The sequence below is a fragment of the Mucilaginibacter flavus genome (assembly GCF_030409315.1).
Lineage (GTDB): Bacteria > Bacteroidota > Bacteroidia > Sphingobacteriales > Sphingobacteriaceae > Mucilaginibacter > Mucilaginibacter flavus.
Genome location: NZ_JAUFPS010000040.1, coordinates 11,860 through 32,374, shown reverse-complemented (window position 1 = coordinate 32,374; position 20,515 = coordinate 11,860). Strand labels below are relative to the sequence as shown.

The 20,515-nt window shown below is 43.2% G+C and carries 18 protein-coding genes; 6 read left to right on the top strand and 12 right to left on the bottom strand.

Annotated elements, in window-relative coordinates; all coding sequences use genetic code 11:
* Positions 1 to 6: 6 nt before the first annotated feature.
* Entirely contained in the window at positions 7 to 750 is a 744-nt protein-coding gene (locus tag QWZ17_RS18780) for an isocitrate lyase/PEP mutase family protein (protein WP_290306833.1), read from the bottom strand.
* A gap of 95 nt (positions 751 to 845) precedes the next feature.
* Between QWZ17_RS18780 and QWZ17_RS18775 the strand changes: the two genes are divergently transcribed.
* Together QWZ17_RS18775 and QWZ17_RS18770 are read left to right on the top strand one after the other, a co-directional pair.
* A complete protein-coding gene (locus tag QWZ17_RS18775; protein ID WP_290306832.1) occupies positions 846 to 1,808 on the top strand; it encodes a GlxA family transcriptional regulator in 963 nt (320 codons plus the stop codon).
* A gap of 11 nt (positions 1,809 to 1,819) precedes the next feature.
* Positions 1,820 to 2,134, top strand: a complete 315-nt coding sequence (locus tag QWZ17_RS18770; protein WP_290306831.1) for an EthD family reductase — start codon at positions 1,820 to 1,822, stop codon at positions 2,132 to 2,134.
* Positions 2,135 to 2,383: 249 nt separating this feature from the next.
* Here QWZ17_RS18770 and QWZ17_RS18765 read toward each other — a convergent pair whose 3' ends face one another.
* Both QWZ17_RS18765 and mnmE read right to left on the bottom strand, forming a co-directional pair.
* On the bottom strand, positions 2,384 to 3,742 hold the full coding sequence (locus tag QWZ17_RS18765; RefSeq protein ID WP_290306830.1) for an ATP-binding protein: 1,359 nt from the start codon (positions 3,740 to 3,742) through the stop codon (positions 2,384 to 2,386).
* A gap of 375 nt (positions 3,743 to 4,117) precedes the next feature.
* Positions 4,118 to 5,548 (bottom strand): tRNA uridine-5-carboxymethylaminomethyl(34) synthesis GTPase MnmE, encoded by a 1,431-nt coding sequence (gene mnmE / locus QWZ17_RS18760; RefSeq protein ID WP_290306829.1) that lies wholly within the window; start codon positions 5,546 to 5,548, stop codon positions 4,118 to 4,120.
* Positions 5,549 to 5,723: 175 nt separating this feature from the next.
* On the opposite strand from mnmE, the gene QWZ17_RS18755 reads away from it, so the two are divergent.
* Positions 5,724 to 6,779 (top strand): nucleoid-associated protein, encoded by a 1,056-nt coding sequence (locus tag QWZ17_RS18755; RefSeq protein ID WP_290306960.1) that lies wholly within the window; start codon positions 5,724 to 5,726, stop codon positions 6,777 to 6,779.
* 103 nt (positions 6,780 to 6,882) lie between these two features.
* Here QWZ17_RS18755 and QWZ17_RS18750 read toward each other — a convergent pair whose 3' ends face one another.
* The 5 genes from QWZ17_RS18750 to proS form a co-directional block, all read right to left on the bottom strand.
* Positions 6,883 to 8,847 (bottom strand): KUP/HAK/KT family potassium transporter, encoded by a 1,965-nt coding sequence (locus tag QWZ17_RS18750; RefSeq protein WP_290306828.1) that lies wholly within the window; start codon positions 8,845 to 8,847, stop codon positions 6,883 to 6,885.
* 424 nt (positions 8,848 to 9,271) lie between these two features.
* A complete protein-coding gene (locus QWZ17_RS18745; protein WP_290306827.1) occupies positions 9,272 to 10,063 on the bottom strand; it encodes a TIGR02757 family protein in 792 nt (263 codons plus the stop codon).
* 116 nt (positions 10,064 to 10,179) lie between these two features.
* A complete protein-coding gene (locus QWZ17_RS18740) occupies positions 10,180 to 11,319 on the bottom strand; it encodes a cystathionine gamma-synthase (RefSeq protein ID WP_290306826.1) in 1,140 nt (379 codons plus the stop codon).
* An 83-nt stretch (positions 11,320 to 11,402) separates the two neighbouring features.
* Entirely contained in the window at positions 11,403 to 11,918 is a 516-nt protein-coding gene (locus QWZ17_RS18735) for a hypothetical protein (RefSeq protein WP_290306825.1), read from the bottom strand.
* Between the two features lie 36 nt (positions 11,919 to 11,954).
* Complete coding sequence (gene proS, locus QWZ17_RS18730) at positions 11,955 to 13,427, bottom strand: proline--tRNA ligase (protein WP_290306824.1); 1,473 nt, start codon at positions 13,425 to 13,427, stop codon at positions 11,955 to 11,957.
* A gap of 101 nt (positions 13,428 to 13,528) precedes the next feature.
* On the opposite strand from proS, the gene QWZ17_RS18725 reads away from it, so the two are divergent.
* Together QWZ17_RS18725 and QWZ17_RS18720 are read left to right on the top strand one after the other, a co-directional pair.
* Positions 13,529 to 14,428, top strand: coding sequence for a hypothetical protein (locus QWZ17_RS18725; RefSeq protein ID WP_290306823.1), 900 nt, complete (start codon positions 13,529 to 13,531; stop codon positions 14,426 to 14,428).
* A 26-nt stretch (positions 14,429 to 14,454) separates the two neighbouring features.
* Positions 14,455 to 15,936 carry an OmpP1/FadL family transporter gene (locus QWZ17_RS18720; protein WP_290306822.1) on the top strand — a complete coding sequence of 494 codons (1,482 nt, stop codon included), beginning with the start codon at positions 14,455 to 14,457 and terminating at the stop codon, positions 15,934 to 15,936.
* An 81-nt stretch (positions 15,937 to 16,017) separates the two neighbouring features.
* On the opposite strand, the gene QWZ17_RS18715 is transcribed toward QWZ17_RS18720, so the two are convergent.
* The 4 genes from QWZ17_RS18715 to QWZ17_RS18700 all read right to left on the bottom strand — a co-directional run bounded on the left by QWZ17_RS18715 (position 16,018) and on the right by QWZ17_RS18700 (position 19,678).
* Positions 16,018 to 16,812, bottom strand: a complete 795-nt coding sequence (locus tag QWZ17_RS18715; RefSeq protein WP_290306821.1) for a class I SAM-dependent methyltransferase — start codon at positions 16,810 to 16,812, stop codon at positions 16,018 to 16,020.
* 84 nt (positions 16,813 to 16,896) lie between these two features.
* Positions 16,897 to 17,037 (bottom strand): hypothetical protein, encoded by a 141-nt coding sequence (locus tag QWZ17_RS18710; protein WP_290306820.1) that lies wholly within the window; start codon positions 17,035 to 17,037, stop codon positions 16,897 to 16,899.
* 147 nt (positions 17,038 to 17,184) lie between these two features.
* Entirely contained in the window at positions 17,185 to 19,146 is a 1,962-nt protein-coding gene (locus QWZ17_RS18705; RefSeq protein WP_290306819.1) for a M1 family metallopeptidase, read from the bottom strand.
* 109 nt (positions 19,147 to 19,255) lie between these two features.
* Positions 19,256 to 19,678, bottom strand: a complete 423-nt coding sequence (locus tag QWZ17_RS18700) for a secondary thiamine-phosphate synthase enzyme YjbQ (protein ID WP_290306818.1) — start codon at positions 19,676 to 19,678, stop codon at positions 19,256 to 19,258.
* Positions 19,679 to 19,960: 282 nt separating this feature from the next.
* Here QWZ17_RS18700 and QWZ17_RS18695 point away from each other — a divergent pair, with 282 nt between their 5' ends.
* Positions 19,961 to 20,512, top strand: a complete 552-nt coding sequence (locus tag QWZ17_RS18695) for an RNA polymerase sigma factor (RefSeq protein ID WP_290306817.1) — start codon at positions 19,961 to 19,963, stop codon at positions 20,510 to 20,512.
* Positions 20,513 to 20,515 lie beyond the last annotated feature (3 nt).

Sequence of the window (20,515 nt, the reverse complement as noted above, 5' to 3'; positions counted from 1 at the left end):
ACTTTGTCAAAATAAGGGTGATAGTGATTGTGTTGTGATTAGGTTATTAACAAGCCGATCAAGGTGGTTATAGGTGGAGCGGTACGGTAGTACTGCCATACTGATTCGTTTTATACCTATATTTTCCAATGCAGCTACCGATGCAAGACCGGCATTACCTACTATATTGACGGGCAACGAAACGCCCGAGGTAATTTCTTTGATTGTAGCCGGATCGCCGAGTCCGGTAACAAAAAGGCCGTCTGCGCCGGCTTCGCGGTAACGCTTTGCTCTGCTGATGACTGTTACCAATGGTGAGGGCAATTTTTGCAAAAAAACATCGGTACGGGCATTAATGAAAAGCCGCTGGTTGGTTTTAACGAGATAATTTTTAACGCTTTCCAGTTTTTGTAAATAAACTGTCTCCCCCTCGACATCCTCCAAATTGATGCCTGCCACACCAATATCAAGCAGTTGTTGTACATGATCATTGATAACAGATAGGTTACTACTATACCCTCGTTCAAAATCAACCGACAAGGGAATAGTTGTTGACGCCTTTATTCTTTGAACAATATAAAAAAGCTCTTTAAAGGGAATTTGCTCCCCATCTGCATACCCTAATGAATCGGCAATTGCACCGCTTGAAGTGCCTATGGCAGCGAAGCCGGCTGCTTGTATTAGCCTGGCACTCTTGGCGTTCCATGCATTAGCTAACAAAAACGATCCCGGCCGTTGGTGTAGCTGATAGAATGTTTCATAAGAAGTCATAAAACAAAGCTACCGCAATATTTATACATTATGAGGTGTAATTTAGACATTGTGACGGGTTGATTTAGACATGTTAAATACCTTATCTTTATAGCATGAAACATTTAACCATCCTGGTGCCCAATGGCGAAAACAACCTCAGCAGCATTGTAGGCGCCTATAAAATTCTTAGTAGGGCTAATGGTTACCGTAAAGAGTTATTTAAGATAGAGCTTGCCGGTATTGCTGAGGAGGTAAGCTTTCATGGCGGTTTATTTACCGCCAAACCGCATAAAAACATCTCGGAAATTAAACATAGCGATCTTATCATCGTTCCTTCGCTAAATCATAATTACCATCAAAGTACTGCCGATAATGCCGAACTGATTGACTGGATTGGCTGGCAATACAGGCAAGGGGCCGAAGTTGCCAGTATTTGTACCGGTGCGTATTTACTGGCAGCAGCAGGTTTGTTAGATGGCAAAAGCTGTTCAACACATTGGTCGGCAGCTGATGAGCTTAAACAGCTTTATCCTAAAGTAAACATCAAAACCGATTTGTTGATCACCGATGAAAACGGCATATATACCAACGGCGGTGCTTATTCATTTTTGAACCTTATCCTGTACCTGGTAGAAAAATATTACGGGCGGGAAACGGCTATCTTTTGCGCCAAGGTTTTTCAGATTGAGATTGACCGGCACAGCCAGGCCGATTTTATCATTTTTAAAGGCCAGCGTATGCATAATGATGATCTGGTTAAAAAAGCGCAGGATTACATTGAAAGCCGGTTGGACGAAAAGATTGCTACCGAACACCTGGCCGCCAGCCTGGCTATAGGCCGCCGTAACTTCGATCGTCGTTTTATAAAGGCCACCGGCAATACACCAACCGAATACGCGCAGCGCGTAAAAATAGAGGCTGCTAAACGATCTTTTGAAAGCAGTCGGAAGTCTATTAGTGAGGTGATGTACGAGGTTGGTTACGCCGATCAGAAAGCTTTCCGCGAAGTTTTTCGCCGGGTTACCGGCCTATCGCCGTTAGAGTACCGAAACCGATATAATAAAGACGCAGCTTAAATCACTCCATCATGACAAAAATGACCGTCATTTACCAAACCCCGTCCAACCCTGCATTATTTGACCAGCATTATTGGAATGTACACATTCCGTTGGCTAAGCAATTGCCCGGGCTTATCAAATATGAAGTAAGTCAAGGACCGTTGATATCAACCACAGGCCACAACGACGTCTATCTGATAGGCAATCTTTATTTTGAAAGTATGGACACCCTAAAACAAGCCTTTGCCAGCGAAATTGGCCAACAATGTGCCGCCGACCGGAAAATACTGGCACCCACCAGCAACGATGTACAGATATATTTGTACGAAACCCAGGTTGTGTGAATAATTAGGTAGTGACAGAAATGTTGGGATTATTTGCCGATACAGAAAGCTATTAGTCGTTGATTATAAATAAGTTACGGAATTTCAGCGCCATCTTAGAAATAAACATTTTGACCTAAGTTTAGGTCGTTTTTGATACTGTCTTGTTACCCGATAGGGTGGATAACTTTGTGAAAGTAAGCATTACTTTTTGACACTTGTAATTTTTTTCAAAAAAATGGCTAAGGCAGAATGATGGGTTTAAAATATTTAACTATTCTCAATTTTGTTTTGAAACCAATGTAGATAGCGTTCTGTCTGAGAAGCCAGATAGTAGGGCAAATTAAGCAAATGATATTTTTTTCCCTCAGGAGTTATAGCTTCTGTAATCAATATTTCCCCGGCGTAGAACCGTACAGCCATTTGATGCGAAACTAAATCCATGTATAAATGCAGGGATTTAAGTTTTCCCTCAGCCCCGGATTTTACTTCAATTGGAATGAGTTTGCCTTCAAACGGCCAAATAAAATCCACTTCAGCAGAAGAAGTCGCTTTTTCCCTTACCCAAAAGTTAAGACTGCTTAAAGCGTTGTATTGTGAAGCCAGCAGCTCTTGTCCAACCAGATGTTCGATCATTGTACCCTGATATACTTTATTTAAATCAGTGGTACCTAATATCTCTTTTTGAATACCTGCAAAGTAATTGAGCATCCCAGTATCCAGAATTTGTAATCGTGGTGATTTTTTATGATCGGGTAGTAATGGGAGTTTTGTATCAGTAGATGGGTAAAGCAACTGTATAAGCAACGCATTCTCCAAAGTGCGCAAAGCTTCGCTCATATCCCGGGAACGGTAATAAGAGTTACCGAAACCTTCAAACTTTATACGTTTTCCAGCTTGTGAAAACGATGCTTTGATAGAATGCCGAATGTATTGTACCTGCGAACTTGTTGCTGCATACTTCTCTACATCATCTATATAAGCTACAATGAGAGATTCGTAAATAGTTTGTAATGCAGTTAAATCCTTGCTTAAGCTATAATTATTCACGATTTCGGGCATTCCACCAATCAATGCATAAGTGTGAAAAAGCTGCAACAATTTAGTATGTGTAAATTGCGGGGCTGGCGTAGTTTCTAAATACTCCAACGCAGCACTTTCACCAATGGCATCCAAAAATTCAGGAAATGAGGCAGGTCGCAATACTTTGTATTCCACCCGTCCAACAGGAAAACTTATGTTTTTGTTGAATAAAGTTTCGAGCATACTACCAGCAGCGATTATTGCTATACCAGGTTCCGACTCATAGAAATAGCGTAAAATATTCAATGCTTCCGGCACCTCTTGTATCTCATCAATAAAAATAAGGGTTTTTCCCTTTTTTGATAGCGCTTTATCTTTTATAAAAAATAAGGTTTGTACTAACACCTCGATGTTATTGAAATGCTCAAAGGGTAACCTATCGTTAGCTAGTTCCAAGTTGAGATAAATGTATTGCTCAAATCGCTTTGCGAATTGATTAATCATTGTTGTTTTACCAACTTGCCTTGCACCTCTAATTATCAGCGGCTTACGGTCATGTTTAGTCAACCATTTTTCTAATTCTGCTACGATACTTCTTTTGAACATGTCACAAAATTAGGGTAAATATTTTAATTTTATGGCACAAAATTAGGGTAATATTCAATTGTATTTGGCACAGAATTAGGGTAAAACTATCGATAAATAAATATGCATGTTGTCGAAAATTGCGGGGAAAATGTTTTTCTCCGCAATTTTGCGGATCGATAGTTACAGCGATTTACATGACACTGAAAAATGAGGAACAAAAGGTACTTTGGGAACCAAAAAAGCACCGAAATTACTTTCTAATAGTAACAAAAAGCAAAAATATACCGACTGGCTTTATATATAATTCCTTGATAATATAAAATTTAAGAAATTAAAATGAAGATTTTTACTTTCTGTTTTATTTAATAATTAATTGTCAATTAATTATATTGGCTATTTTCCAATGCAAAACTTACTAAATATATTCTCCAGCAAATCATCCGTAGTAACCACCCCGGTAATCTCGCCAAGATAGTGAAGCGATTGTTTAATATCCATCGACAGAAAATCAGACGTAATGCTTCCATCTATGCCGCCTAATACCCTGATCAATGCTTCCTCTGTTTTTTGGAGGGCTTCCAGATGGCGGATGTTGGTTACCAGGGTTTCGTCGCCGCTGAGCTGATCTTTAATGGCCGAGGTGTAGATGTTTTGTTTGAGTTCGTCTATATATTGTTTTTCTTTGGCAGAGATAGAAATTGTCCGGAAGGCCGGAAGACCGGAAGACCGGAAGAAATCTTTTATATTTTGTAGTTTGCCGGCCTCTAAACTTTCCGACTTTCCAACTTCCGGGCTTCCGGACTTCAACAGATCTATTTTATTGGCTACCAGCAGCATAGTAAGTCCAGGTTTTTCTAAGCTTTCTATGTCACTTTTTAATTCTTCAAGGCTAATCGTAGCTGCATCAAACACATAAACCAACAATGCCGACTGGCTAATCTTTTCCATCGTGCGCTGCACGCCTATCTGCTCAATAGCATCGGTAGCTTCGCGGATGCCGGCGGTATCTATCAGCCTGAAGTTAATGCCTTGTATGTTTAATACTTCTTCAATGGTATCGCGGGTGGTGCCGGGTATGTGGCTTACAATGGCACGCTCTTCATTCAGCAGGGCGTTCAGCAGCGTTGATTTACCGGCATTGGGCCGGCCGGCTATTACGGTGTTGACACCATTTTTGATGGCGTTACCCAACTCGAACGACTGGATCAACCGGCCTACTATTTTGGTGATCTCATGGATGAGGTTTTTCAGCTGATCGCGGTTGGCAAACTCTACATCCTCTTCGGCAAAGTCGAGTTCCAACTCAATTAACGAGGCAAAGTTTACCAGTTGTTCGCGCAGTAACTGCAACTGGGTGCTAAAACCGCCGCGCAGCTGCTGTAAGGCAACTTGTTGCGATGCTTTGGAGTTGGAGGCTATCAAATCGGCAACGGCTTCGGCTTGCGACAAGTCGAGCTGGCCGTTGAGGAACGCGCGTAGGGTAAATTCACCCGGTTTGGCGCTCCTGGCGCCTTTTTTGATAAACAGCTTAATAATCGACTCAATAATGTAGCCCGACGCGTGACAGGAGATCTCTACCACGTTTTCGCGGGTGTATGACCGCGGGGCAACAAATAATGACGCCAACACTTCATCGAGCACCAGGTCGCCATCTACTATATGACCGAAGTGGATGGTATGTGAAGCCTGTTTGCTTAAATCTTTTCCCCGCCAAACACTGTTGGCAATGGCAATAGCATCCAATCCCGAAAGGCGGATCACGGCTATAGCGCCAATCCCGTTAGGAGTAGCAAGGGCGACGATGGTATCATGGTCATTAGTCATTGGTCATTAGTCATTGGTTTTATGTCGGCTCAATGATCTAAAGGCAAAAGTAGCACAAATACGATTAACAACACCCAATAGCAACTATGAACTACTTTTTGATGACTAATGACGATTGCAACAAATGACTAATGACCGGTGACCAATGACTAAAAAAATTACCTTTGCAGTAATTATGGTAAGTTTTTTTGAAGCCTCGCTTAACACTATTTCGGTACATCATGTGGGCAATCCGCTGCAGGATGAAATGTATGCTTTGTCTGACGCTCCGCTGGAATTGAAGGATGAGATCATCCCCAACCTGTTGATGCAGTATTTTTTAAAGCCCTTTGAAAAAGTGAACGAGGTTTACCACCTGATGCACAGCAGCGATCTGGCGCTCAATGAAATCCATCATTTTGCTACTATGGCTTTTGATGATCCCGAGAAATTTCACGAGGCATCTGAAAAGATAGCCAAGCACCTGTTTAAGGTTACTACCCACCCCAATATTAAGGGCGGCGAGCTATATGTGGTGTATTTTGATAAGGTACAAATTGAGGGTAATCCGCTGGATGCTATTGGCATATTTAAGTCGGAAAATAAAGAGACTTATTTAAAGGTTTACCCGGATCAGGGCGGTTTCCAGGTTGATTATGAGCAGGATGCCATCAATATCAATAAACTGGATAAAGGCGTATTGATATTTAACATCGAAAAGGAAAACGGCTATAAAGTGGTTGTGGTTGATAAAACCAATGGCGGCCAGGAAGCGGCTGTTTACTGGAAAGATCAGTTTTTGCAATTAAAAATTCGTAACGATAGTTATAACCAAACCAGTAATACCCTGGGCATCTACAAAAACTTTGTAACCGAAAAGCTGGACGATCAGTTTGAAATGAGCAAGGCAGATAAGATAGATCTGCTAAACCGATCAATGAAGTACTTTAAAGAAAAGGAAACTTTTGATATGGATGAATTTGCAGATGAGGTAATTGGTAATCCCGAGGCAATAGAATCGTTCAAAAACTTCAAAAACCAATACGAGGAGGAATTTGACACCCCCATTGCCAACACTTTCGAAATATCCGGCAACGCCGTGAAAAAACAGGCCCGCGATTATAAGAGTGTATTAAAGCTTGATAAAAACTTTCACATCTATATCCATGGCGATAAAGAGCTGATTGAAAAAGGCTTTGACGATGGTAAGGCTATGAATTTTTATAAGGTATATTTCAAGGAGGAGGCGTAGGTTAAAATCATTGAGTCATTTGGTCATTAAGTCATTGATTTGCATGCTCAACCTGCAAATCAATGACCTAATGACGCGAAGCAAATGACCCAATGACTAAAATCTAAACCGCTTCAACCCGTTTCAGGTGCATATTATTTACCGGCTTAACCACCAGTGGTATTTTTTCTATCCGGGTTTCGCTGGTATCCAGGCCGAAGGCTTTGGCTTCTGACTGGGCCAGTTTTTTGATGGCGAAGTAGCTGTTCAAAATAAAACCTTCGCTTACGCTAAATGAGTTGTTGTAACTCAGGAATTTTTCCATAATCACAAAACGGAAGTCGGCAGGTACGTTGTGTTCCTGTAGCGATGGGTATTTGCTGGTGATATCTATCTCCCCGCGTTTTACCATATCTTCCACCACATTGCGGAACAATATGTTCACTCTCGGTTGTATCCTGAAGCCTAAGCGGTATTCAATGCGGATTACCTTGCCAGGTTCTATCTGGTCGACACTGTACTCCATAGTATAAGGCTCGGCCGTGGTTTCGATGTGTACAAACCAATAGGTATCGGCACGTTTGGGTCTGCGGCTCATGATAGAATACATGATCTTTTCCTCAATTTGCCTGCTGTTGTTGGCTTTGGTTAAATAAATCAGGTGTGTGGCGTATTTATTTACCGTGGTATCGGCGCTGATGGCATTAAGCAGTGGCAGTTTGTCTTTGATATCAATAAAATGCAGGAAACGGTTGTTGATTTTCCTGGCCCTGAACCAGATATACATGGTAAATATCAAACCAACCTCAAACCCTACAAAGAATAACCTTTTCAGGATTTTAACAGCGTTGGCTACAAAAAACGAAAACTCGACTGTTAAAAACACGCAAAGAATAATGGTAACCAACCACACCGGCCAGTGCTTTACGTAACGCATAAAGTAATACATTAAAATGGTGGTACTTAGCATGGCTATGGTGATACTAAAGCCGTACGCAGCCGTCATAGCGCTTGAGGTGCGGAAGTATAACGATACCAGGATGCAGCCTATGCAAAGAATCCAGTTAATGCTGGGGATATAGATTTGCCCGCGAATGTTTGATGGGTATTTAATGGTGATGCGTGGCCAAAAGTTCATGCTCACGGCCTCGCTGATCAAAGTAAATGATCCGCTGATTAAGGCCTGGCTGGCAATAATGGTGGCCAGGGTAGCCAAAGCCACACTCGGCACTAAAAATTGATGAGGTACTATTTCAAAAAACGGGTTAACGCCGGTAAAGTTTTTTGATGGCGATTGAGATAACACCCATGCGCCTTGTCCCAGGTAATTTAATACTAAAGTGGTTTTAACAAAAATCCAGCTTATCTGTATGTTTTTACGTCCGCAATGACCCAGGTCTGAGTATAACGCTTCGGCCCCCGTGGTACACAAAAATACTGCGCCTAACAGCCAGAAACCTTTAGGGTGATCCATCAATAAGCGCGCGCCGTAGTATGGGTTCAGCGCTTTAAAAATGGCCGGATAATGCATCACTTGCATAGTACCCAAAATGCCCAGCATAATAAACCACATTAACATTACCGGCCCAAATGCCGCGCCAACCACCTTGGTGCCAAATTGCTGAAAAAAGAACAGCAAAATAATAATGAGGATTACAATAAGGAGGATAAGGTTATTGCCCGGAATAATGATGTTTGAAAAATAAGGCACCAGGTTTAAGCCCTCAATAGCCGAGGTTACCGAAATAGGAGGAGTGATGATCCCATCGGCCAGTAGCGTACCCGCGCCAATAATAGCCGGGATGGCCAGCCATTTGCCGTAACGCCTTACCAGGGCATAAAGGGAAAAGATACCGCCCTCGCCCTTGTTATCGGCTTGCAGGGTAATTACAATGTACTTGAAAGTGGTTTGCAGGGTAAGTGTCCAAAAGATGCAGGATATGGAACCCAGCACCAAAGCGGTGTTAACCTTACCGCCTTCAACAAGCAGGGTTTGAAAAACATAAAGAGGGGAAGTACCGATATCGCCAAAAATGATACCTAGGGTAACAATTATACCCGCAAAAGTGAGTTGCTTAGAGTGAGTCATTGATTATTTAAAAAAAATTAGGGGATTAGTAGGTGCTGGTAGCGTTGCTCCGGAGGTGTTTAACAGCTTTATTGAATTTTGAGCTGCGGCAACAGGAAATAGTATCAACATAAACTAATTTTAATAACGAAACGCTGTAGGCAAAACATGCTCCAAAAACGAAATTTATTATTTAATGCGTTGTTTATTAAACATTTGTATTTATTCGTTTGCTTTTTTCAGATATTCAAAAACCTATCATTTTGATAGGTTTTATCATAATGATAGTAAAATTGGGACGCGCATATATCCCTTCCAATCGGGCGTAAATAAGCATAACGAAGTAATTTGTTGTACACGAAGAAGGGAGTAAGGCGAAATACTTACGGAGTTTTTAAAACTTCGCAAGTCTGGGAATCTGCAAGAGAATTTTAATTAATGACGATTAAAACTGCACGCCCCAACGCTCTTCAATCCCCAACCCAAACAAGGCGAAATCATATTTAACAGGATCGAGCGGATCAAACTGGCGCAGGCGTTCGGTAAGTTCAACCGCGGTTTGCCAATCAGTTTGTTTACGGTTGATGAGGAGTAGTTTACGTGAAACCCGATCTACATGTAAATCCAACGGGCAAATCAGATCGGCAGGTTTAATACGGTTCCAGATGCCAAAGTCAACCCCTGCGTCATCCTTGCGCACCATCCAGCGCAAAAACATATTTAACCGTTTACAGGTAGATTTTTGTGAGGGAGAGGACACGTGTTTTTTGGTGCGATGCGGATAATCAGGCAACGAAAAGAAATAAGATCGGAAATGATTCAGCGCGATTTCGGCGTTAATTGACTGGTGTGTCTTTAAAAGGGTGGTAGGTAAAAACGCGTCCTCCAAAGAGTCGAAACTCTCATAATGATACCTGAAAAAGCTGATGAAGTACAGCGTGTCAATATCATTAAAAGTGCGGTGTTTAAAATTGAGGAGTTTTTTAAGATCGGGCTCCTGGTGGTTGATGATAAAATCATAAGGCGCGCCGTCCATCAGGGTTATGAGTTCCTTACATTTTTTAATAATGGTAACCCTTTGCCCCCAGGCCAGTGTGGCCGCCCAAAAGCCCATAATCTCGATATCCTGCTTTTTGCTAAACAAATGCGGAATTACAACAGGATCATTCTCAATAAATTCTGGACGATTGTATTGGGCAACTTTAGCGTCGAGGAAGGCTTTTATGTTCTCTACCATTACATATAAAAAACGTCATTGCGAGGAACGAAGCAATCCCCGATAGGCAGAGCAATTTGCAAATTCGCCCTGTATAGTTAGGGATTGCTTCGTTCCTCGCAATGACGGATATTTTTTTAGCTTAAAGCCTGACGAAGGTCTTCCAACAAATCCTCAATGTCTTCTACACCAACACTTAAACGCAGCAGGTTATCAACTACACCGGCTTTTTCGCGCTCGGCTTTGGGGATCGATCCGTGGGTCATGCTTACGGGATGATTGATCAATGATTCTACACCGCCCAATGATTCGGCCAGGGCAAATACTTTGAAAGATGACGCGATGCGGAATGTTTCCTGCAAATCAGCGCCTTTTAACACGATACTGATCATGCCACCAAAATCAAGCATTTGCTTTTTGGCAACGTCGTGATTAGGGTGATCTGTAAAACCCGGCCAGTAAATTTTTTCAACCTTGGGGTGAGTTTTTAAAAACTCCGCTATCTGCCTGCCATTCTCGCAATGGGCTTTCATGCGCAAGTGCAGGGTTTTTATGCCTCTTAATACCAAAAAGCTATCCATAGGGCCGGGTGTGGCACCACAGGCATTGTAAATAAACCAAAGCCTTTTGTACAGCTCTTCGTCATTTAACATCAGCGCGCCCATCACTACGTCGCTATGGCCGCCAATGTATTTGGTTACCGAATGCATCACTACATCCGCACCCAAATCAATTGGGTTTTGCAGGTATGGCGAAGCAAAAGTATTATCAACCACAAAAAGTAAATTTTTCTCTTTAGCTATTTTACCAATGGCTTCAATATCCACAATTTGCATGGTGGGATTGGTAGGCGTTTCTATCCAAACCAGTTTGGTTTTATCGTTGGTATACTCACGGATGATCTCGGGGTTTGAAAGATCCAAAAAATGAAACTTGATACCGTAATTAGCGTAGATCTTAGTGAAAATACGGTAGGAGCCACCGTATAGGTCATTGCCGGTAATCACTTCGTCGCCAGGGGCAAGCAATTTCATTACGGCATCAGTCGCACCCATGCCGCTTGAAAATGCCAGTCCGAATTTGGCGTTTTCCAAAGCTGCTAAACAATCCTCCAGCGCCTTACGGGTAGGGTTGGTGCCACGCGAGTACTCATAACCCTTATTATCACCCGGCGATTTTTGCCAGTAAGTAGATGTCTGGTATATCGGCGTCATGATAGCGCCTGTAGTTGGATCGGGCTCCTGCCCGGCGTGTATTGCTTTAGTTGCGAATTTCATAAGCCCCCTAATCTCCGTTAGCCAACGGAGGAATTTTTGATTGGCTTCATTCCCTAAAAGGAAGCCGTTTGCTTTATTATCCTTTAGGGAAGGATTATTTCATTTTCTATAACAGAAATATTATTTAACAAAATCTCGATACCATTTTGCATTACCATCTTTAGCATATCAAGTTCAGGCGCGTTAAAAATCGGATTAAGTTCGTCTGCCCAATAACCGTCGCTCGCGTTAAACAACTTGTCATATACTGTATTTCTAATATCGTCTTTTACGTCCCCGGTAAACGGGATTTTTGTTGATGTTGATATATCAGTAAACAAGTTCCATAAATTCAAAAACTCATTACAATCAAACTCAGTATCTGGGTTACCTATCCATTGTTGTGCCTTATTTACATGATAAATGGTAACCTCTGTAATTGATTCTTTTATGTGCAGATGCCAATATCTTAATAAAGCAGCCTCCGTTTTAAATGCAATTATTTTACAATTATCATCAACCAATACACAATCTGTTTCATCTCCGATCCAAACAATGTATAACTGGTAAAATTTAAAATCGAGGCTGATAATGTAATGATTATCTACAGTTAAATGCATATTAATTTAATCAACCTAGTCAACCACTCACCAAATCTAATAAGCTCGCGCAAATAACACCCTTTGTTTAGAAGGTGCTCCTGTCAAAATACATTTACCTTCTTCCTGTTTGTTATCCAAAGGTATGCAACGGATTGTCGCTTTAGTTTCCTCTTTTATTTTTTGTTCAGTTTCTGGTGTGCCGTCCCAATGGGCGCTCAGGAAGCCTGGCTGCTCATCCAGCATGCGTTTAAACTCATCGTAAGTGTCTACCTCGGTGGTGTTTTCGGCACGGAAATCAAAGGCCTTTTTGTAGATGTTGTTTTGAATTTCTTCTAACAAGGCTTCAATATGCTGGGCTAAACCTTCCTGGTTAACGGTTTCTTTGGTTTTGGTATCGCGGCGGGCCAGTTCAACAGTTCCGTTGGTCATATCGCGGCTGCCAATGGCAACGCGCAATGGTACGCCTTTCAATTCGTACTCAGCAAACTTTGCTCCCGGGCGGTGAGTATCGCGGTTGTCAAACTTAACCGAAATGCCTTTGGCTTTCAGTTCTTTTTTCAAGCCGTCTACATAGGCGGTTATGTTATCCAGTTCTTCCTGGTGCTTGTATATCGGCACAACAACAACCTGTATAGGGGCCAGTTTGGGTGGCAACACCAGGCCTGCGTCATCGCTGTGCGCCATAATTAAGGCACCGATTAAACGGGTTGATACGCCCCAAGAGGTAGCCCAAACAAAATCCTGTTTGTTATCGCGGGTGGTAAATTTTACATCGAAAGCCTTTGCAAAGTTTTGGCCCAGGAAGTGCGATGTACCTGCCTGTAAGGCTTTACCATCCTGCATTAACGCCTCAATGCAGTAGGTATCCAAAGCACCTGCAAAGCGCTCATTGGCGGTTTTACGGCCTTTAACTACCGGCAACGCCATCCAGTTTTCGGCAAAATCGGCATATACATTCAGCATTTGCTCAGTTTCGGCAATGGCCTCGTCAGACGTAGCGTGGGCTGTGTGCCCCTCTTGCCATAAAAACTCGCTGGTACGTAAAAATAAACGGGTACGCATTTCCCAGCGCATTACGTTGGCCCATTGGTTAACCAAAATAGGCAAATCGCGGTATGATTGTATCCAGCCTTTGTAAGTGTTCCAGATAATGGTTTCTGATGTAGGGCGAATGATGAGTTCTTCTTCTAACTTAGCTTCCTCATCAACAATGATATTACCATCGCCATCGTTTTTTAGGCGATAGTGGGTAACCACAGCGCACTCCTTGGCAAAACCATCAACGTGGCTGGCTTCTTTACTAAAAAAGCTTTTGGGTATTAAAAGCGGAAAATAAGCGTTGCTGTGGCCTGTATCTTTAAACATGCCATCAAGCACAGCCTGTATCTTTTCCCATATAGAATAGCCGTACGGTTTGATGATCATACAGCCCCTAACCGGCGAATATTCGGCCATGTCAGATTTAATTACTAAGTCGTTAAACCATTGCGAATAATCTTCGTCTTTACTAATAACACCTTTGCTCATATTGATTGGAATAGAATTTATGACCCTGCAATTATTGTATATTGCGCCCAAATTTATAAATTTAAAACTTAATCGTATCTGAACTTTTATATAACCTGCATATGAAACGGACTATCACAATAGGAATTTTTCTCGTCGGCGCCCTCGCCATGAGTTCCTGCTCAACCCAAAAGCTTGCCACCGTTGCCAGTAACGATGACGTTTATTTTTCAAACGCCAAAGCTGGTGATGAGCCGGTTTACGCTACGCAACCCGTTTACAACCAAAGTGATGCAAACTACGCGGCGCAGCAGGAAGAAGATGATGACGACTATTTTTATTATGATGATTATGCCTCGCGCATAAACCGTTTCAGCTACTACTCGCCCTTTAGTTATTACGATAATTTATATTACGGCTATAGCAATCCATACTACAACAGTGGTTTTGGTTTAGATTTTAATTACGGCCCTTACGGATATGGTTATTCGCCATACGGTTACGGCGGCTGGGGTTTAGGCAGCTGGGGGCTTGGTTATGGCTACGGCGGCTGGGGCTTAGGCTATTATAACGGCTGGGGTTCTGGCTATGGCTACGGTGGTTATTATGGTGGCGGATACTATGGTGGCGGTGGCCGTGTAGGCTATGTAACTGTTGGTACGCCTCGCCCGGTGCGTGGTACAGGCAGTCCGTTTAGCGGCACTGGCCAGGCAGCGGCTTACACCCGCTCGGTAAGGCCTGGGGTAGCCACCGGTACACCTGCCAGAACAGGCATTGGCTATGTGCCGGGCGGTCGCGGAAACCGCACCAATACGGATAATATAACACGTGGCAACAATAACAACAACGCAAGCTACTCGCGTGATAACCGTCCGGTTAGGCAAGCCGATACCAGGCCAGTATTTCAACCTGTTGAACGTACGCAATCTTCATCACCCGCACCAAGTTCTTCATCAAGTTCGGGAGGCGGCGGTGGCTCAAGCAGCGGAGGCGGTGGTGGCGGCCGACCAGTTAGACCATAATTTTATCTAAGCTTAAATCTAAATCTATGAAGATTAAATATTTACTAACCGTAATTGCTATAGTAGCAATTACCAAAGATAGTTTTGCGCAATATTCGCAGGATGCTATCCGCTTCAGTACTTTTCAAACCGGATCTACATCGCGCATAAAAGGCATTGGTAATGCGGGTACAGCCGTTGGCGGCGACCTGAGTTCAATAAGTGGTAACCCGGCAGGACTGGGCTTTTTTACCCACTCGGAGATAAGTATTACGCCCGAGTACGATGGCTCAAAAGTAAACTCAACTTACCTTGGGCAGTTTGGTACGGCCAGCAAAAACAACATCAACTTTAATAATGCCGGGGTAGTTATTTACCAGCAGCTCAGCACTGCAAAAGGTCGTGATAAAAGTAAAGGATGGTTAAGTATAAACTACGGCGCGGCTTACGCCCGCACCAATAATTTTTATGAAAATATTAATTACGGCGGCAAAAACGCTTCAAACTCCATAGGTGATTATTATGCCAAGCTTGCCAATGGCGATGGTGGCACTATTCCCGATGGTAGCCTTGAATCATGGGCCTATCAGCATAATTTGATAGACAGCTACTCCACAACCGGTGGCGGATCAGAATACCGCCGAAACGCTTTTGGCACGGTAGATCAGCAGAGCAACGCTATACGTACCGGTGGCCAATCGGAAGTTAACCTGGCCTTTGGTGCTAACTATAGCAATAAATTATACATCGGCGTGGGCGTTTCCCTGTCCGATCTTCGTTACAACTCCTACAGCGTATTCAACGAAACAGGTACTGCAAGTATTTTGGTTAATAACAATGATGCTAATGTGGGCTTCAACTCGGGCTATATTCAAAACCAGGTTACCAAAGGTTCGGGCGGTAACATTAAGTTAGGCGTAATTTACAAACCGGTTAACGCGGTTCGTTTAGGCTTTACCTTTACTTCGCCAACTTTTTATAGTATAGATGATTTGTACCAGGAAAGCCTGGGTACCAAATTTAACAATGGCAGCAATTACGCCAACGGTCCGCAAGATTACCAGTTATCATACAACCTGCGTACACCTTTAAAATTAACAGGAGGCGCGGCCATATTTATAGGTAAATACGGTTTTATATCTGGCGATATTGATTACATAGATTATAAAACAACACACCTGAGTACAAACGATAGCTACGACGCTACTTTTGATAACAACAATATCAAAGCGCTGTACCGCTCAACTATAAACGCGCACGTAGGTGCCGAAGCCCGTGTAACCAATATGTTTTATCTGCGCGGTGGTTATAGCTTGCAAGGCAGCCCGCTCAAAGAGAATGGCAGCGATATTAAAACCGTTACCGGTGGTATAGGTGTAAGATTTGGCAGCTATTATGTTGATGCCACTTATGCGCACATTAGCGGCAATCAAACCGTTTACCCTTACGAAATAGGTGCCGCGAGTCCATCTGCAGCGCTTCAGAAAACCAATAACAATGCTTTCTTAACTTTAGGATATACTTTTTAAATAGTACCAATATTAAATACAAAAGGCCTGCGTGTAAATTCATGCAGGCCTTTTGCGTTTTAGCTAAATAAATAGTACAGCTTAATTTCCCGGTTTATTTACAATAAGCCTTAAAGCACAGTTAAAAGTGGGTTGTTGCCTGTAATGGGCATATTGTTTGTCCCACTCGCCCGATTGCAGGTCATCGGCCAGGCGTTTAACCAATTCATCTTCCATCCCGGCAGGCAGAAAGCCCCATGCCGATTGTGCCTGGCGTACTTCTTTGCGTAAAAATGCTTCCGGTCTGCCATAAAAAGCCTCCTGGAAACCATCAACACAATCAAGCGGGATGGGAATTTCTATCACTTCAGAAATTCCACCCAGGGCTTCTGTAATAAAATCTACAGTAGGGTAACGCGCTTTTTCAACCGCTATCAATTCGGGGAAATAGCCGGCGTTCCAGAAGTTGTCCAAAGCTTCGGGATCAAATGTCATAATCAGCACCTGGTTACTGCTCACGCGCTTTAGTTCCTGCAAGCCTTTTTTTATATCGGGCCAATGGTGTACCGTAACCATAGCCATAACGGCATCAAACGAATCATCATCAAAGGGCAAAGCATCGGCTTTGCCTATAATAGCCGGAGTTTTGCCGGTAGCCAACCGTTGCAAACGCATAGCAACTGATGGTTCAACAGCAACAACATATTTATCGACAGGTTCGTAAGAGCCGGCACCGGCACCTACGTTTAATATGGTTTTAGCAGATGCAAGTGCTTCATAAACATAGGCCGCTATCCTTGGATCGGTTTTTCTTTGGCCTGAGTATTCCTGCCCAAACTCATCATAGTTAAAAGCCGGATTGGTAATTTCAATCATCATGGCACCAATGTCGGGCAAAACGAGTTTGAGTTTGTTATTTAAATGATAAGCTTTTGTAAACAATTGGCAATCTAAGGGGGCATAAAACCAGGGAAATCGCTTTTAAAGATTTGTATAGCACAAGGTAGCTCCTATGGAGCAAAAAAGCATATATCTTTCTTCTACAAACAGGTAGCCGCTATGCAGCATTCTTTGACTTGTTAAATTGTTCAATGCCGCGTCGCGGCTACCTATTGTGCTCATTGAATGATGTTACCTTATACCCAAATGTTAAAAGCGATTTCCCTGACTATAAACTAAAAAAAGCGACGAGCCTAAACTCATCGCTTTGAATTATAATACGAGAAGAGAAATCACTAATTCACTAAATCAGTAATTCACTAATTAAACCTACTCTCCGTAGTAAACGTTGTTTTTCAGATTAACATCCGGTAGCTCATGCTCCGGATCAATCACTATTGATTTGATGGTTGCTGTTGATGGGTATTTAAACGTCCAGATGCCGCCGCGTTGCCATACGTTAACCGGCAGGTGCAGCACTTCGGTTTTGCCGTTGGCCTGGGTTATTTTCATATCAACAGGCATAGCCATTTTTTCGTAATTGGTAATGGTTATCAATGAGCCATGGGCTGCATTATCATCAATGTATTTTACGTTGGTAATGCCCTGGTCAAGTTTCCAGGTGGTGGTGAACCATGCTTTCCAAAACCAGTTAAGGTCTTCGCCACTGGCATCGTTCATGGCGCGGAACAAATCATAAGGCAATGGGTGTTTAAATGCCCAGTTTTTGATGTACTCGTGAAAAGCGTAATCAAAACGCTCGGGGCCTAAAACTACATTGCGCAGCATGTTCATGCCCAGAGCGGTTTTATCATAATACTGACCGTAATCATTCAGGCCGATAGCTTCCGGCGCTGTCATCAAAGGGTCTTTACTATGGCGGTAGCTGCCTAAAATGCGTTGCGCGTGTTTGGCGGTATCGCTGTACTCACCATTATTAAACTGTTGCGACGCGTATTCATTGATAAATGTATTGAAACCTTCATCCATCCACATGTATTTACGCTCGTTTGAGCCAACAATCATCGGGAACCAGTTGTGGCCAATCTCATGCGTTACATCGCCCCAAAGCTGACCTTTTTTAAGGTTGTTTAAGCAGAATATAGCACCAGGATATTCCATACCCAAAGCCACACCAGATACGTTTACCGCCGAGTTCCATGGGTATTCAAAATAAGCTTTAGAGTAAATTTCCATGCTGTTTTTCAGATACTCGGTTGAGCGGCCCCAGCTATCAACGCCCGAACTTTCAACCGGGTAAGCCGACATAGCGATGCCTTTACGGCCCGATGGGAAGTTTACCTTAGCGGCATCCCAAATAAACGCGTTTGAAGCGCCCCAGGCAATATCGCGGGTGTTTTGCATTTTGTAGTGCCAGGTTAAAGTACCTTTAAACGGACGGGTAGCAGCTTTGCCAACTTCGCGTTCTGTAATAATGGTAACGGTTTTATCGCTGGCTTTTGCTTCGGCCAGGCGGGCAAGCTGGGCAGGGGTTAAAACCTCTTCGGGGTTTTGTAAATCACCACTGCCTACCACAATCATGTTGGCAGGGGCGGTTATGTAGTAATCAAAATCGCCATACTCGCAATAAAACTCACCAAGGCCCATGTAGGGTAGGGTGTTCCAGCCTTCTACATCGTCATAAACGCACATGCGGGGGTACCACTGGGCAATTTCATATACGTAACCTTGTTTAAATTTTTTACGCCCCATACGGTCGGCACCATAAAAAGGAATCGCGAAATCGTAGTTGATCTTTACAGATATCTTTTCGCCTTTGCCATCCATGGGCGTGTTAAGGCGCAATTGCATGCGGGCATCGGTAATTACCGGGGTAACTTTATAAGTTTCGCCTTTGTAAGTAACCTCAACCGAACCAATATGGTAACCACCACGGCTAAAGCCACGAACATCAAAACGATCACCGCTGTAAGGGGTAACCGCAGCTCCGCGTGAATCGGGGCGAAAAAGGTTTTGATCCAGCTGTAACCAAAGGTAATCTAATTGATCGGGGCTGTTGTTGGTATAAGTAATGTTTACCTCACCGGTAATGGTGGTATCTTTACCTTCGTTAAGGGCCGCTTTAATCTGGTAGTCGGCACGGTTTTGCCAGTAGGTTGGCGAAGGTTTGCCGGCGTTTGAGCGGGTGCCCTGCCCGGTAACCGGCCAGGTGATAGGGCCAAAAAGGTCCTGGTGATCATATTTGATCGAATCGTTTTGTGCCGATGATGGATTTGCCAGTGCAAGCAATCCCACAGCACATAAAATGTAGTTCAGTTTTAAATAGCGCATTGATCAGTCAATAATAAAGGCGCAAATAAAGGCATTTAATTTGTGAAACTGATAATTAAAGCGCTTATAGTGTTATGATTGTGACAGGAAGCGCAATTTTGCTAAACCCTTATTCGCCCCAAATGGTAATCACCAGATCGCGGTTGCCGCCATAGTTACGGTGTTCGCAAAGGTAAATGCCCTGCCAGGTACCAAAAGCCGGGCGACCATTGCGGATAGGTACCGTTACCGAATTTCCCAGCATAGCGGCTTTTAAATGCGCCGGCATATCATCGCTGCCTTCATCATCGTGGCGGTAATCCGGGTCATTCTCGGGTACAGCCTTGTTAAAATACATCTCAAAATCCATCCGTACGGTAGGGTCGGCATTTTCATTAATGGTGAGCGATGCCGAGGTATGCTGAATAAAAACCTGCATCATCCCAACCCGTATCCCCGCAATTTGAGGAATAGCCTGCAACACCTCGGCAGTAATTAAATGAAACCCGCGTTTACGTTCCCTAAGGCGAATGGCTTGTTGGTGAATTTGCATTTGGTAAGAGTAAGGATTTTTGGAGCAAGGAACAAGGATTTTTTATAGAGTAAAGATTTTTGGAGTAAGGAACAAGGATTTTTGAGGTAAGGGTTTATTTAAAATAACATCGGGCGAGTTTAATCTTCTACCCGTCCTTATTCTTTGTTCTGAAAATCATTATTCCAAAAATCCTTGTTCCTTGCTCCAAAAATCCTTCATCCAAAAAATCTTTGATTTTTTTGTAACCATTTAAATTTACGGCAGTCTCCAGTATATAAATTAACAAACAACCGAGCCTTTTTGAACGCACTTAGTGATAATACGATCATGCTCCGGGTAAAAGCCGGGGATTTGGATAGGATGGGCTTGCTGTTTGAACGGCACTACCGGGCGTTGTATGGCTTTTTGTTCCACATGACCTATCAGCGTGAGGCCAGCGAGGATATGGTACAAACCGTGTTTTACAAAATGCTGCGTTACCGTAATAGCTTTACCGGCGATGGTGAGTTTGTTGCCTGGATGTACCAGATAGCCCGCAACGTGATTAAGGACAATGTTAAAAAGAACAAGCCAGGCAATACATATTACGATGCCGGCGAAATAGCCGACAGGCTGCCGGGAGGCACCAGTGCCGATGAGGGGTTTGAAAAAAAACAGGCAAACGCGGGCCTGCACCGTGCTATGGCTAAACTAAGTGATGATAATCGGGAAATCCTGACGTTAAGCCGGTTCCAGGAGTTGAAGTACCAGGAGATAGGCCAGATTCTGGGCATCAGCGAGGGGGCTGTTAAAGTACGCGCCTTTAGGGCGATGCAGGAACTGAAAGATATTTATGCCAAAATGGAACGTTAAAAG